This is a genomic window from Nonomuraea zeae, from assembly GCF_005889725.1.
In the GTDB taxonomy this organism is placed as follows: Bacteria; Actinomycetota; Actinomycetes; order Streptosporangiales; family Streptosporangiaceae; genus Nonomuraea; species Nonomuraea zeae.
The window spans coordinates 64,925-77,575 of record NZ_VCKX01000022.1; the positions used below are offsets into that span (position 1 = coordinate 64,925).

Below are 12,651 nucleotides of genomic sequence, written 5' to 3' on the forward strand. Positions count from 1 at the left end.
GCGGCGACCGCCTCCGGGCCCCGGCTGCCGGGCCCCGGAGGCGCACCCATGCTCAGCCGCGGCCCAGGCGCAGGGCCTCCTCCGCCACCCGCAACGTCTCCAGATGGCCATCGACCGAGCCCGCCAGCGAGGTCAGCCCCAGCGTCGTGACGCCGGCCGCCGCGTAGTCGCCCATCCGCAGCGCGATCCGCTTGGCATCGCCCACCAGAGACGTCTGGTCGATGAACTCCCACGGCACCGCCCGCGCCGCCCCCGCCACCGCCGGGTCACTGCGGCGGGCCGGCTTCGACGTGGTCTCCTGGGCCGGCAACCACTGCATGGACTGGGGCGCCGAGGGGTTCTTCGACACGATCGGGGCGCTGGCGGGCGAGGACATCACCGTGCTCGGCGTCGGCCCCGACATCGTCGCGGCCCGCGAGCCGCGCGTCGTGGAGCGGGCCGGGACGCGGATCGCGTTCCTGGCGTACTGCAGCATCCTGCCCGCCGACTACTGGGCGACCGAACGGCGGCCGGGCTGCGCGCCGATGCGCGCCCACACCGTGTACGAGCCCACCGAGCCCGACCAGCCCGGCACCCCGTGCCGGGTGATCACCTACCCGCACCGCGACGACCTGGCGGCGCTCGTCACGGACGTCCGGCGGGCGCGCGAGCAGGCGGACGTGGTCGTGCTCTCCCTGCACTGGGGCATCCACTTCGTCCCCGCCGTGCTGGCCGACTACCAGCGCGACGTCGCGCACGCGGCGATCGACGCGGGCGCGGACCTCATCCTCGGCCACCACGCCCACATACTCAAGGGCGTCGAGGTCTTCCGGGGCAAGGCGATCTTCTACAGCCTGGGCAACTTCGCCATGGACCTGCCGATGACCGCCGAGCACGCCGCCAGCAAGGGATTCAGGGAGTTGCTGAAGCTCCACCCGGGGTGGGAGCCCGACCTCGGCAGCACCTACAACTTCCCGCACGACTCCCGCAAGACGGTCGCGGTGCGCTGCCGGATCTCCCGGCACGGCATCGGCGAGGTGGCCGTCCTGCCCGCCTACATCGACCGCTCGTCCCGCCCCGAGTTCCTGGACCGCGCCGACCCCCGCTTCGCCGAGGTGGCCGCGTACCTCCGGGACGTCGGCGCGGACCAGGGCCTCAGCACGCACCTCGATCCGGACGGAAACGCCCTGATCGTCCGAACGGAGGAATCATGATCTCTCGGCTACGGTTCGCGGCTGCCGCCGGGTGCGCCGCCCTGCTGCTGGCGTCCGGCTGCGGCTCCGGAGAGCCCGGCGGGGGCGCGCCCGTGCCCGCCGGCGCCTCCCCCGCCCTGCGCACGCTGATCGAGGCGGCCCAGAAGGAGGGCGAGCTGGTCTGGTACAGCGTGCCCGCGGAGAACATCGCCAAGGCCGTCTCCGACGACTTCGCCAAGAAGTACGGCGTCAAGGTCAAGTTCATCCGGCTGACCTCCAGCGACCTGGCCCAGCGGTTCGCCGCCGAGGCCGAGAGCGGCAAGCCGGCCGCCGACCTGTTCGTGGGCTCCTACACGCCGTTCGTGCCGCAGGCCCTGGAGAAGGGCTGGACGGTCAAGCTCGCCGAGGCGAACATCCCGGACTTTCCGGGCGGCTTCCCGAAGGAGTACCTGCTGCCCGACGCCGGGACCGCGGTGATCCAGATCCAGCCCACCGGCATCGCCGTGAACACCCAGCAGGGCGGCGACGCGATCAAGGACTGGCAGGATCTCCTCGACCCGAAGTGGAAGGGCAAGATCATCCTGGTGGACCCGCGGACGTCGGCCGCGTACACGCCGTTCTGGAATCTCATCGTCAAGGAGCACGGCGAGGAGTGCCTCACCAAGCTCAAGGAGCAGCAGCCGGTGGTGGCCTCCGGAGCCGCGCCGGCGACGCAGCAGCTCGCGGCCGGTGAGGCGGCGATCGTCATGCCGGGCGTGCAGTCCATCGCCGACGACCTCACGCGCAAGGGCGCGCCCGTCGGCTTCGTGCAGCCGCCGGCCTCGACGGGGCCGGAGATCGTGCCGGGCCTGGCCGCCAAGGCCGCGCACCCGAACGCGGCGCGGCTGTTCGTCCACTACCTGATGAGCGCCGAGGGCAACAAGAAGCTCAACGCGGTCCCCGGCTCGGGCTCGCCGCTCGACCCGGCCACGCTCCCCGCCCGCTACACCTTCAACCGGGAGCTGTCCGGCACGCCCGCCGAGCGCATCACCACCCTGCTGGGCCTGACGTGATCGCCCGGCTGCGCGGGCTCACCCCCTTCCAGGTCGCCGGGACGCTGCTGGCACTGGGGCTCGGCGCGCTGGCGGTCTATCCGCTCGCCCTGGTGGTGGTCCGGCCGTTCGTCACCGGCGGCCGGATCGACCTGGCGCCGATCCGCGACACGCTCGCGCAGCCCGACCTCGCCACCCTGCTCTGGCACACCGCCGTCGTGGTGGGCGGGAGCGGGGTGGCGGCGATGCTGATCGGCTCGGCGCTGGCCTGGGTGAACGAGCGGACCGACGCCCGCATGGGGCTGCTCACCGACGTGGTGCCGCTGGTGCCGTTCCTGCTGCCGCCGATCGCGGGCGCGATCGGCTGGTCGCTGCTGGGCTCGGAGCGTTCGGGCTATCTCAACCAGCTCCTGCGCCCGCTGCTCGGCCTCGGCGGCGCCGAGGGCCCGATCGACATCCACTCCTGGTACGGCCTGATCTTCGTCTACACGATCTACCAGGTCCCGTACGTCTTCATGATCGTCTCGGCGGGCCTGCGGAACACCGACGCCGCCATGGAGGAACAGTCGCGGGTGAGCGGCGCGGGCCCGTGGCGCACCCTGCGCCGCGTCTCGCTGCCCGCCGTGCGGCCGAGCCTGGGCGCGGCGGCGCTGCTCATGGTGTGGACCGGGTTCGGGCTGTTCTCCATCCCGGCGATCCTCGCGCCGCAGGCCCACCTCGACATCCTGTCGGTACGGGTCGTGCAGCTGCTGTCGTTCACCTACCCGCCGGAGACCGGCGTGGCGGTGAGCCTCAACCTCGTCGTCATGCTGGTCGTCACCCTCGTCTGGTACGCCCAGACCCGGCTGCTGCGCAGCTCCCGCACCGCCGGCCTCGGCGGCAAGGGCGCCCGCCCGCGCCCGCTGCGGCTGGGCCGCCGGCGGGGCCCGGTGCGGGCGGCGCTGGTCGCGTACCTGACGCTGACGTCGGTGCTGCCGCTCGGCGCGCTGCTCCTGGTGTCACTGACCGGCTTCTGGAGCGGCACGGTCGACTGGGCGCGGCTCAACCTCGACGCGGTGGTCCGCACGCTGACGGACACGGCCACCCAGGAGGCGCTGGTCAACAGCCTCGTGCTGGGCGCGGTGTGCGCGACGATCGGCGTGCTGGCGGCGGCCGTGGTGTCGGTGCTGGTCAGGAGGTCGGGGCGAGGCACGGGGCTGCTGGTGGACGCCGCCATCAAGTTCCCGCCGACCCTGTCGCACCTGGTCATCGCGGTCGGGTTCGTGCTGGCGTTCAGCGGCGCTCCGTTCCAGCTTGGCGGCACGCTGTGGATCCTCGTGCTGGCGTACGTGTCGCTGCACATGCCGCAGGCCACCACCGCGTCGGACGCGGCGGCCGGCCAGGTCGGGCCCGAGCTCACCGACGCCTCCCGGATCAGCGGCGCGAGCCAGGCGCGCACCTTCCGCCGGATCACGCTGCCGCTGATGGCTCCCGGCCTGCTGGCCGGTTGGGCGCTGCTGTTCGTCACCATCGCCGGGGACATCAGCGCCTCCGCGATCCTGGCCGGCACCGACAACGAGGTGGTGGGCTTCCGCATCCTCGAGGTGTTCGCGAACGGCGACTACGCCATGCTCGGCGCCATCTCGATCCTGCTGACGCTGGCCACGTCGCTGGTGGTGCTGCCGGTCACCTGGTACGCGCGCCGGCGCGGCGCCTCCCCTCTGTCCCGAACCCACTTTTGAGGTCCCCCATGCAAGCGATGGACGTAAAGACTGTTCCCGAGCGGGCCTCCACAACGCCCGTCGTCCGCCTCGACGGCGTGCGCAAGGAGTTCCGGCGGGCCGACCGCACGCTCGCCGCGGCCGTGGACGGCGTGTCCCTGGAGGTGGCGCCGGCCGAGATCCTCGTGCTGCTGGGGCCGAGCGGCTGCGGGAAGACGACGCTGCTGCGCTCGATCGCGGGCCTGGAACGGCCGGACGAGGGGCTGGTGGAGATCGGCGGCCGGGCCGTCTTCGACGCGGCGCGCGGCTTGGACGTGCCGCCCGAGCGGCGCGGCCTGAGCATGATGTTCCAGTCGTACGCGCTGTGGCCGCACATGTCCGTGTTCGACAACGTGGCCTATCCGCTGCTGAGCCGGCGCGGCGGCCGGCCGGCCAGGGACGAGGTGGCCGCCCGCGTGGGGCAGGCGCTGGATCTGGTGGGCATCGGGGAGCTGGCCCGGCAGCACCCGGGCGAGATGAGCGGCGGCCAGCAGCAGCGGGTGGCGCTGGCCCGGGCGCTGGTGGCCGGTGACGGGCTGATCCTGTTCGACGAGCCGCTGTCCAACGTGGACGCCAAGGTACGCGAGCGGCTGCGGGCCGAGCTGCTGGCCATGCAGCGCAGGCTCGGCTTCGCCGCCGTGTACGTCACGCACGACCAGACCGAGGCGATGGAGCTGGCGACCCGGATCGCCGTCATGCGCGCCGGGCGGGTCGAGCAGCTCGGCCCGCCCCGCGAGATCTACGACCGGCCCGCCACCCGGTACGTCGCCGGCTTCGTCGGCATCGCCAACGAGATCCCCGGTGAGGTGGCCGGCGTGGACGGCGGGCGGGCCGTGCTGCGTACCCCGTACGGGCCGCTGGAGGGGGCGGCCGGGCCCGGGCTGGTGGAGGGCGCGCCCGGCGTGGCGGTCTGGCGGCCGGAGCACGGCCGGATGAGCGGGCAGGAGCCGGACGGGCCGAACCGGTGGCGGGCGAGCCTGCGGCTGTCCATGTTCGCCGGCTCGCACATCGAGCACCACCTCGACGCCGAGGGCATCGCCTGCCGCCTGTGGTCGGACGGCTCGGAGACCGGCGGCGACGAGGTGTGGCTCAGCGTGGCCCCGGACCGGCTGCTGGTGCTGCCCGCGTGAGCGCCCGCGGCAGGACGGTGTCCTCCAGCCAGCGGCCGATGCGCCCGGCGACCGCGTCGCCGTCGTAGGTGCGGGCGTCGACGTTGTCGGCCTCGATCTCGATGACCGGGAACCCCGCCGACTCCAGCGCCCGCGCGGTGAAGTAGCTGCCGCGCGGGTCATCGGAGACCAGGTGCACCACGCCGTCGATGCCGTGCAGCCGGGCCTCCTTGACGTACCACTCGCTGGACCAGGGCGGGGTGTAGAGCTGGTCGGTGAAGGCGGCGAAGCGGGCGGCGAGCGCCCGCATGGGGTCGTCGCCGTACCGGAGGTAGCCGTCGGCGGCGATGGCCAGGTACATCGACCAGACGAAGACGGCGCCGTACTCGTCCTGGAAGCGCTGGTAGAAGCCCATGTCGTACCAGAGGCCGCGGCCGATCCACATCAGCCGCGCCCGCTCCCCCGGGCAGGCCGCGTCCCCGGCGTCCACCCGCTCGCGGACCTCCTCGTGGAAGCGGCGCGCGGCGTCGCGGGCCCATTCGGTGCCGCGGTGCCACTGCGGCAGCATGACGCCGGGGATGCCGTCGGCGACGGAGATCGGGGCGGGACGGGTGCGGGCGACCAGGTCGCGCGTCTTCCTGTTCCACTCCTCCTGCTCGTTGACCAGGGCCATCACCTCGCGGAAGCGCGACTCGCGGAACCGCCTGCCGGTGGTGGTCTCCAGGAACCTGACGAGGCCCTCCAGCTCGGCGGTGAGCAGGTCGAGCCGGGCCGGGCCGATGGCCTCCTCCCAGCGGTGCGGCATGAGCTCCCACCAGTTGGCCGGCACCTCGTTCTCGGCGGCGCTCTCCAGCGGGTAGAAGGTGACGCCGGGCTCGCGGCCCCAGATGTCGAAGATCTTGCGGGTGACGTCGCCGGAGGCGTCGCCGACCACGATGCTCGGCTTCGGCAGGCCGCCCCACGGGCCGGACTCCGGGTCGGGGTCGAACGCCGAGCCGAGCGTGACCGCGTTGTACTGCTCGGAGTAGTCGGGGAGACCGCGCCGCCGCAGCAGCTCCAGGTAGTGGCCGGAGCGCTGCTTGGCGGCCACGACCGACGCCCACCACTGGCTGACCACGTACGGGATGTCCATCGCGCGGAAGATCTCGTGCGGCACGTCGGCGTTGACCACGGCCAGCGGCTCCCCCGCGGCCACCCGCGCGCGCAGGTCCGCGAACCATTCGCGCTGGTGCCTGCCCGCCTCCGCGGCCGAGGCCAGCTTCTTCACACTGAGCATGCGTCGTCCTTCCGCAGGGCGGCCAGGTCGGCCTGCCCGTAGTCCTGCCGGTCCAGCAGCACGGCGGGGATGCCGACGGCGGCCCGCTGCGCCGGGAAGTCCCAGGCGGGAGCGTCGTCGCAGGTCCTGGCATAGGCGACGAACAGCTCGGCCCGGCAGCGGCGCACGGCCTCGGCCGCGTGGGCGGCGCGCTCGGCGGCCGTGGCGCGATGGGCGGTCGGGCCGTGCTCGTGGTAGTGCTCGGCGAGCGCATCCAGGCTGCCCGCGCCGACGTGCCGCCCGGCCTGCGGGTCGCCGAAGGAGTGGTCCTCGCCGACGATGACGTGGCCGTCGGCTTCGATCGCCTCGTACACGTGGGGTGTGTCGTGGTCGGAGCCGCTGAGGAAGACCCGTCGCCCGTGGTGCTCGGGCAGGCGGCCGGCCTGGGCCAGCAGCTCGCCGAGCCGGGCGACGTGCTCGGCGACGGGGAGCGCGGCGTTGGCGGCGGCGAGGAACTGTCGGCCGGTCAGCCGCGCGGGCACGGCCCGGCGCAGCTCCGCCACGGCCGCGAGCAGGCGGCGGCGCTCGTCGTGCGCCCGCACCGCGGCGGCCACGTCGAGCGGGCGGCCGCTCCACGCCGCCAGCCGGGCGGCGAACTCGCCGATCCGGCGGCGGTTGTAGCGGGCGGTGGTCCGGTGCGGCAGGTGCAGGACGTCCACCAGGTACGCCTCCGGCACGCCCGCGCCCGGCTCGACGCGGCGCAGCTCGCGCAAGGCGTAGAAGAGCCGCAGCGACGCCTCGCAGTCGTGCCCGATCACGACCCGGTCGAGGTCGCCGAACGTGCCGGTGAGCAGGCGGGTGAGGATCGAGCGGGCCGCCGGGTCCACGCCGCGGCCGAGGTAGCGGTCGCCGAGCGTGGCCGGCTCGCCGGGGTCGCCGACGAGACGCAGCGCGTGGAAGCCGGCGGCGGTCAGCAGCTCGACGGGCACGTCGGCGCCGACATAGCCGACGACCGGCCCGCCGCCGACCGGCCCCCCGCCGGCTGAACCGCCGTCGCCGGGTCCGACGCCGATTGAAGCGCCGTCGCCGGGTGGGGCCTGCTCTCTGGGTTGCGGGTACGCCTCCTCCAGCGCGGCCAGGGCGGGGATCATGTCAGATCACCCCGTCCTCGGCCAGCGCCTTCAGCTCGTCGTCGGAGTAGCCGAGCAGCCCGCCGTACACCTCGGCGTTGTGCTCGCCCAGCGCGGGCGCGGGCCCGTCGAGCGCGGCCCCGGCGGCCGAGAAGCGGATCGGGACCCCGGTCCCCACGAGACCGGCCACGTCCCCGTGGCGCGGGTGCTCCAGCGGCACGACCTCGGCCCGCTCCAGCACGAGCGGGTCGCGTACGGCGGCGACCGGCTCGCGGACCTCGGCGGCGGGCACCCCGTGCCGGGCGAGCAGGTCGAGCACCTCGGCCAGCGGCCGGTCCGCCGCCCACGCCGCGATCATGCCGTGCAGCTCGTCCGCGCCGGAGACGCGCGCGTCGCGGGTGGCGAAGCGCGGGTCGGCGGCCAGCGCGGGGCTGTCCATGGCGGCGAACAGGCCACGGGCGAAGGCGTCGGTCGGCCCGCACAGCGCGAACCAGCCGTCCGCGGCCGGGAAGGTCCCGAACGGCGCCAGCCGGGGCACGGTCGTCCCCGTACGGGCCGGCAGGCCGAGCTGTTCGTAGGCGTCGAACGGCTCGCAGGCCACCAGCGAGGTGAGCGCGCCCAGCATGGACACGTCCACGTGCTGCCCGCGCCCGGTGGCGTCGGCCTGGATGACGGCGGCCAGCGTGCCGATCACCGCGTACAGCGGCGCGACCAGGTCGCCCACGGGCAGCCCGAACCGGACGGGCGGCTCGCCGGGCGCGCCCGCGGTCATCATCACGCCGCTGAGCGCCTGCACGATGGTGTCCATCGCCTTGCCGGAGCCCGGCCCGCCCTGCGCCCCGAATCCGCTGATGGACGTGCACACGATGCGCGGGTTGATCGCGCTCGCCCAGTCGTGGCCGATGCCGAGCCGCGCCATGACGCCCGCGCTGTAGTTGTCGACCATGACGTCTGACTCTCGCACCAGCCCGGCCAGCAGGTCCCTGGCCTTCGCGTGCTTGAGGTTGAGGGTGACGCTGCGCTTGCCGCGGCCGCGCAGCAGCATCGACACCGACATGTCGTCCGGCTCGCGCCGGACCGCGGTGAGCCCGTCCGCGCCGACGTAGGGCGAGTTGTTGCGGGAGCTGTCGCCGCCGGTCAGCGGGTTCTCCACCTTGATGACGCGGGCGCCGAGCCCGGCCAGCAGCAGGGTCGCGTACGGGCCGGCCAGCGCGGTCGTCAGGTCGATGACGGTGCGCCCCGTGAGCGGGCCGTCAGCCACGCAGCACCACCTCGTCGCCCTCCCAGCCGAACTCCGCGGCCAGGCCGGCGCGGCGGGTGATGTCCTCGACGTACGCCGCCACCCGCCGCCCCTCCGCGCCGTCGCCGAGCGGCACCGGCCGGCCCGCGTCGTCGATCCAGCAGGGCACGAACCCGGCCGACACCAGGCCGTCGCGATCGAAGCGGCACGTGGCGATGGCGGTGTTCCTGCTCTCGGGGTGGAAGGGGTAGTACGGCATGTCGGGGTCGGGGGCGAAGCCGTACAGCTCCTTGCGGCGGCGGGACCACTGCATCCGCTCCTCCTGGGCCCGCTCGCCGGCGTCGCCCGCGGCGGGGGTCAGGGCATGGGTGACGGTGACGAAGTTGCCGAGGCCGTGATAGATGGGCCGGCCCCGGTACATCTCCACGCCGCGCATGATGTGGGCGTGGTGGGCGAACACGGCGTGCGCGCCGGCGTCGATCGCGGCGCGGGCGACGGGCTTCTCGTACATGGCCAGCGCGGCCGGGGTGTGGCCGACGCCCTTGTGCAGCGACACCAGCACGATGTCCGCCTCGGCGGCCAGCGCGGCCACGTCGGCGGCCATGCGCTCCAGGTGGGCGGGGTCGGCGAAGGTGTAGACGGCCGGCGGGCCGCCCGGGCTGGCGTGGTCGAGCTCGTAGTGGGTGAGGACCTTGACGTACGCGCAGCCCGGCTTGCGGGAGGTGGCCCAGGACTCGCGCGGGCCGACGCAGTTGTAGCTGAGCACGCCGACGCGCAGCCCGCCGCGCTCGACCACGGCGGGCCTGCGGGCCTCGTCGAGGGTCAGGCCGGCGCCGGCGGTGACCAGGCCGGCCTCGGCCGCGTACTTGAGCGTGTCGGCCACGCCCTGGTCGCCGACGTCGTAGACGTGGTTGCCGGCGAGCGTCACCACGTGGAAGCCGGCCTCGGCGATCGCGGCCAGCGCGGCGGGATCGGCGGGCGGGGCGGGCACGTCGGTGCTGACCTGCGCCGTCGAGGTGCTGTGGGGCACCTCGACGTGGCCGATCACCACGTCGCCGCGGCTCAGCGTGTTTCTGGCGGGGGCGAAGAACGACGCCGGGTCCGGCTCGTCCACCACCAGGTCGCCGACGGCCATCACGGTCAGAGCGGTCATTGGGCGTTCTCCTCTTCCAGCACCCGTTCCTGGGAGAAGCGCGACAGGAACGCGCGCAGGCGCGGTGACTCGGGACGGTCGAAGATCTCCTCGGGCGTGCCGATCCCGGCCACGCGCCCGTGCTCCATGAAGACGCAGCGGCCGGCCACCTCGCGGGCGAAGCTCATCTCGTGCGTCACGATGATCATGGTCATGCCGCCGGCGGCCAGGTCGCGCACGACGCTCAGGACCTCGTCAACCAGCTCGGGGTCCAGCGCGCTGGTCGGCTCGTCGAACAGCATGATCCGGGGGTCGGTGGCCAGGGCGCGGGCGATGGCGACGCGCTGCTGCTGGCCGCCGGACAGCTGCCGCGGGTGGGCCTGTGCCTTGTCCGCGAGCCCCACGCGCTCCAGCAGCCGCAGCGCCTCCGCCCGCGCCTGCTCGGGCGTGCGGCCGTGCACCGCGACCTGCGCCTCGGTGAGGTTGCGCAGCACGCTCCAGTGCGCGAACAGGTTGAACTGCTGGAAGACCATGCCCATGCGGCCGCGCTGGGTGGCCACCCGCCGCTCGGGCAGGGGCCGCAGGTGGCCGCGGTGGAACTCGTGGCCGAGCAGCTCGCCGTCGAGGTACATGGCGCCGCCGTCGATGCCTTCGAGCTGCTGGACGCACCTGACCAGGGTGGACTTGCCGGATCCGGACGGGCCGATCACGGTGACGACCTCGCCCTCGTGCACGTCCAGGCTGACGCCGTCGAGCGCGACGTGGTCGCCGAAGCGTTTGCGCACGTCGTGGATGCGCAGGACCGGTGTGACGGTCACCGCTGCCCCTTTCCGAAGTGCCGCTCCAGGCGCCGCTGTCCGAGCGACAGGACGGTGACCACCGCCAGGTACCAGGCGCAGGCGACGATCAGCAGCGGCACGATCTGGTAGGTCCGGTTGTAGATGACCTGCACCGAATAGAGCAGGTCGGCCATGGCGATCACGCTGACCAGCGAGGTGCCTTTGAGCAGGCTGATGAACTGGCTGCCGGTGGGCGGGATGATCACCCGCATGGCCTGCGGCAGCACGACCTTGACGAAGCTCTGACCGGGCGTGAAGCCCATCGCGCGGGCCGCGTCGCGCTGGCCGCCGTCCACGGCGAGGATCCCGGCCCGGACGATCTCGGCCATGTACGCGGCCTCGTGCAGCGTGAGGCCGAGGATCGCGGCGGTCAGCGAGCTGATCACCGAGTTGGTCGGCCACGACGCGAAGGTGGGGCCGAACGGCACGCCCAGCGAGATGCGCGGCAGCAGGTAGCCCAGGTTGAACCAGAAGATCAGCTGGACCAGCGGCGGGATGCCGCGGAAGACCGCGACGTACACGCCGCAGGCCCAGGCCACCGGCTTGAAGCCGCTCAGCCGGCCGGCCGCCAGCAGCACGCCGAGCCCGCTGCCCAGCGTCATGGCGATGACGGTGAGCAGCAGCGACATGCCGAGACCGGCGAGGATGTTGGGGTCGAGCAGGTATTCGGCGGCCACCGGCCACTCGAAGCGCGGGTTGGTGACGAGGAACCAGGCGAGCTGGGCGGCGAGCACGAGCAGCACCGCGCCGGCCAGCCAGCGCAGCGGGCGCACGCGGGGGCGGGCGGTCGCCACGTCGGCCGGCTCGCCCATGTCACCCGCGCCGGCCACGGTCGTCGCCGGGGCGATCGGGGTCACTGCGCCGCCGCCGTGTTGAGCTTGGGCTCGTCCACGGCCACGTTCTGGAGGCCGTACTTGTCGACGATCCGCTGGTACTCGCCGTTCTTGAAGATCTCCTTGAACGCCTCCAGCATGACCGGGCCCAGGCCGCCGGACTTGGGCACCAGCATCGCGAGCTGGTCGATGCCGGCGCCCTGCTCGTCGGACTGCGTCACGTAGGTGAAGGCGTCCTTCTCCTTGCTCATCGCGTCGATCGCGGCGCTCTCGGTCATGCCGGCGGCGTCGGCGCGGCCGGACTTGGCGGCCAGGATCGTGCCGTTGGTGTCGGCGAGCCCGATGAAGGTGAGCGCTGGCCTGCCCTGCTTGGTGCACCAGTCGCTCAGGCGCTTGGCCTGCTCCTCCACGACGCTGCCCGCGGTGCCGGCGATGCGCTTGCCGCACAGGTCGCCGGAGTCCTTGACCGCCGACGAGGTGGCCTTGGGAACGAGGTAGGAGGTGCGGCTGACCATCCACACGATGGCGTCGAACTGCTTCTCGCGCTCGGCGGTGTCCTTGACCGGGCCGTTGAAGGCGTCGTACCGGGAGGCCAGCATGCCGGAGAGCGCGGCCGGCAGTCCGTTGACGATCGAGATCTCGCCGCGCACCCCGAGCACCTTGGCGAGGGCGTCCTGCAACTCCTTGTCGATGCCGGTGACGGTCTTGCCGTCGTTGGCCACGATCCGGTAGGGAGGGTGGGAATCCCCGGCGAATCGGATGACGCCCGCATCTTTGACGGCATCGGGTAGGCGCTCGTACAGGGCCGTTCCGCCGCCCGCTCCCGTCGTCCCGCCGCCGTTTCCGCCGCAGGCTGCGACGCCGGCGAGGGTCAGGGCCGCGGCGGCCGCGAGGGTGGTCCTTGGCAATCTCATGGTGGTCCTCCCGCGACCCGGATCATGCTGCAACTAGCGTTGCGATCGTCCGCATTAATGTCACAGCTTCGACTGCACGTCTGTCAAGAGTTCCCGGTGCGGAGAAGGAAACGGGGCGCGCGGAGCATGACGGCGCGCGGCCACGCCAGACCGCGCCCTCACCCGATGCCGGGCGGGGCGGCGCGGTCGGCGGGCGAGCGGCGCGGGCGGCGCGGACGGCGCGGACGGCGGGCGGGCAGGGCTGATGAGGGAGGGAG

At 73.4% G+C, this 12,651-nt stretch carries 12 protein-coding genes; 4 read left to right on the forward strand and 8 right to left on the reverse strand.

Annotated features, from left to right (window positions below; genetic code table 11):
- Positions 1 to 52 precede the first annotated feature (52 nt).
- Positions 53 to 238: a hypothetical protein gene (locus tag ETD85_RS64570; protein ID WP_206058219.1), complete on the reverse strand. Its 186-nt coding sequence runs from the start codon at positions 236 to 238 to the stop codon at positions 53 to 55.
- On the opposite strand from ETD85_RS64570, the gene ETD85_RS10155 reads away from it, so the two are divergent.
- From ETD85_RS10155 to ETD85_RS10170, 4 genes are read left to right on the forward strand one after another with little or no spacing between them, the layout of a single operon-like run.
- Complete coding sequence (locus ETD85_RS10155) at positions 222 to 1,193, forward strand: CapA family protein (RefSeq protein WP_138689375.1); 972 nt, start codon at positions 222 to 224, stop codon at positions 1,191 to 1,193. The genes ETD85_RS64570 and ETD85_RS10155 overlap by 17 nt on opposite strands.
- On the forward strand, positions 1,190 to 2,224 hold the full coding sequence (locus ETD85_RS10160) for an ABC transporter substrate-binding protein (protein ID WP_138689376.1): 1,035 nt from the start codon (positions 1,190 to 1,192) through the stop codon (positions 2,222 to 2,224). Before ETD85_RS10155 ends, ETD85_RS10160 begins: the two co-directional genes overlap by 4 nt.
- A complete protein-coding gene (locus ETD85_RS10165) occupies positions 2,221 to 3,924 on the forward strand; it encodes an ABC transporter permease (protein ID WP_138689377.1) in 1,704 nt (567 codons plus the stop codon). The genes ETD85_RS10160 and ETD85_RS10165 overlap by 4 nt, the downstream gene beginning before the upstream one ends.
- A 17-nt stretch (positions 3,925 to 3,941) precedes the next feature.
- Positions 3,942 to 5,072, forward strand: coding sequence for an ABC transporter ATP-binding protein (locus tag ETD85_RS10170; RefSeq protein ID WP_138689378.1), 1,131 nt, complete (start codon positions 3,942 to 3,944; stop codon positions 5,070 to 5,072).
- On the opposite strand, the gene ETD85_RS10175 is transcribed toward ETD85_RS10170, so the two are convergent.
- From ETD85_RS10175 to ETD85_RS10205, 7 genes are read right to left on the reverse strand one after another with little or no spacing between them, the layout of a single operon-like run.
- A complete protein-coding gene (locus tag ETD85_RS10175; protein ID WP_170246612.1) occupies positions 5,032 to 6,327 on the reverse strand; it encodes a 2-hydroxyacyl-CoA dehydratase family protein in 1,296 nt (431 codons plus the stop codon). The two genes, ETD85_RS10170 and ETD85_RS10175, sit on opposite strands and share 41 nt — an antisense overlap.
- Entirely contained in the window at positions 6,315 to 7,457 is a 1,143-nt protein-coding gene (locus ETD85_RS10180) for a 2-hydroxyacyl-CoA dehydratase family protein (RefSeq protein ID WP_138689379.1), read from the reverse strand. Before ETD85_RS10180 ends, ETD85_RS10175 begins: the two co-directional genes overlap by 13 nt.
- Before the next feature lies 1 nt (position 7,458).
- A complete protein-coding gene (locus ETD85_RS10185; RefSeq protein WP_138689380.1) occupies positions 7,459 to 8,697 on the reverse strand; it encodes a CaiB/BaiF CoA transferase family protein in 1,239 nt (412 codons plus the stop codon).
- On the reverse strand, positions 8,690 to 9,829 hold the full coding sequence (locus ETD85_RS10190; protein WP_138689381.1) for a CapA family protein: 1,140 nt from the start codon (positions 9,827 to 9,829) through the stop codon (positions 8,690 to 8,692). The genes ETD85_RS10185 and ETD85_RS10190 overlap by 8 nt, the downstream gene beginning before the upstream one ends.
- The gene (locus ETD85_RS10195; protein WP_276617210.1) at positions 9,826 to 10,626 is read right to left on the reverse strand and encodes an amino acid ABC transporter ATP-binding protein; all 801 of its coding nucleotides are present in this window, start codon (positions 10,624 to 10,626) and stop codon (positions 9,826 to 9,828) included. The genes ETD85_RS10190 and ETD85_RS10195 overlap by 4 nt, the downstream gene beginning before the upstream one ends.
- Positions 10,623 to 11,504, reverse strand: coding sequence for an amino acid ABC transporter permease (locus tag ETD85_RS10200; protein WP_240779064.1), 882 nt, complete (start codon positions 11,502 to 11,504; stop codon positions 10,623 to 10,625). The genes ETD85_RS10195 and ETD85_RS10200 overlap by 4 nt, the downstream gene beginning before the upstream one ends.
- A complete protein-coding gene (locus ETD85_RS10205) occupies positions 11,501 to 12,394 on the reverse strand; it encodes a transporter substrate-binding domain-containing protein (RefSeq protein ID WP_170246613.1) in 894 nt (297 codons plus the stop codon). The genes ETD85_RS10200 and ETD85_RS10205 overlap by 4 nt, the downstream gene beginning before the upstream one ends.
- Between the last annotated feature and the right edge of the window lie 257 nt (positions 12,395 to 12,651).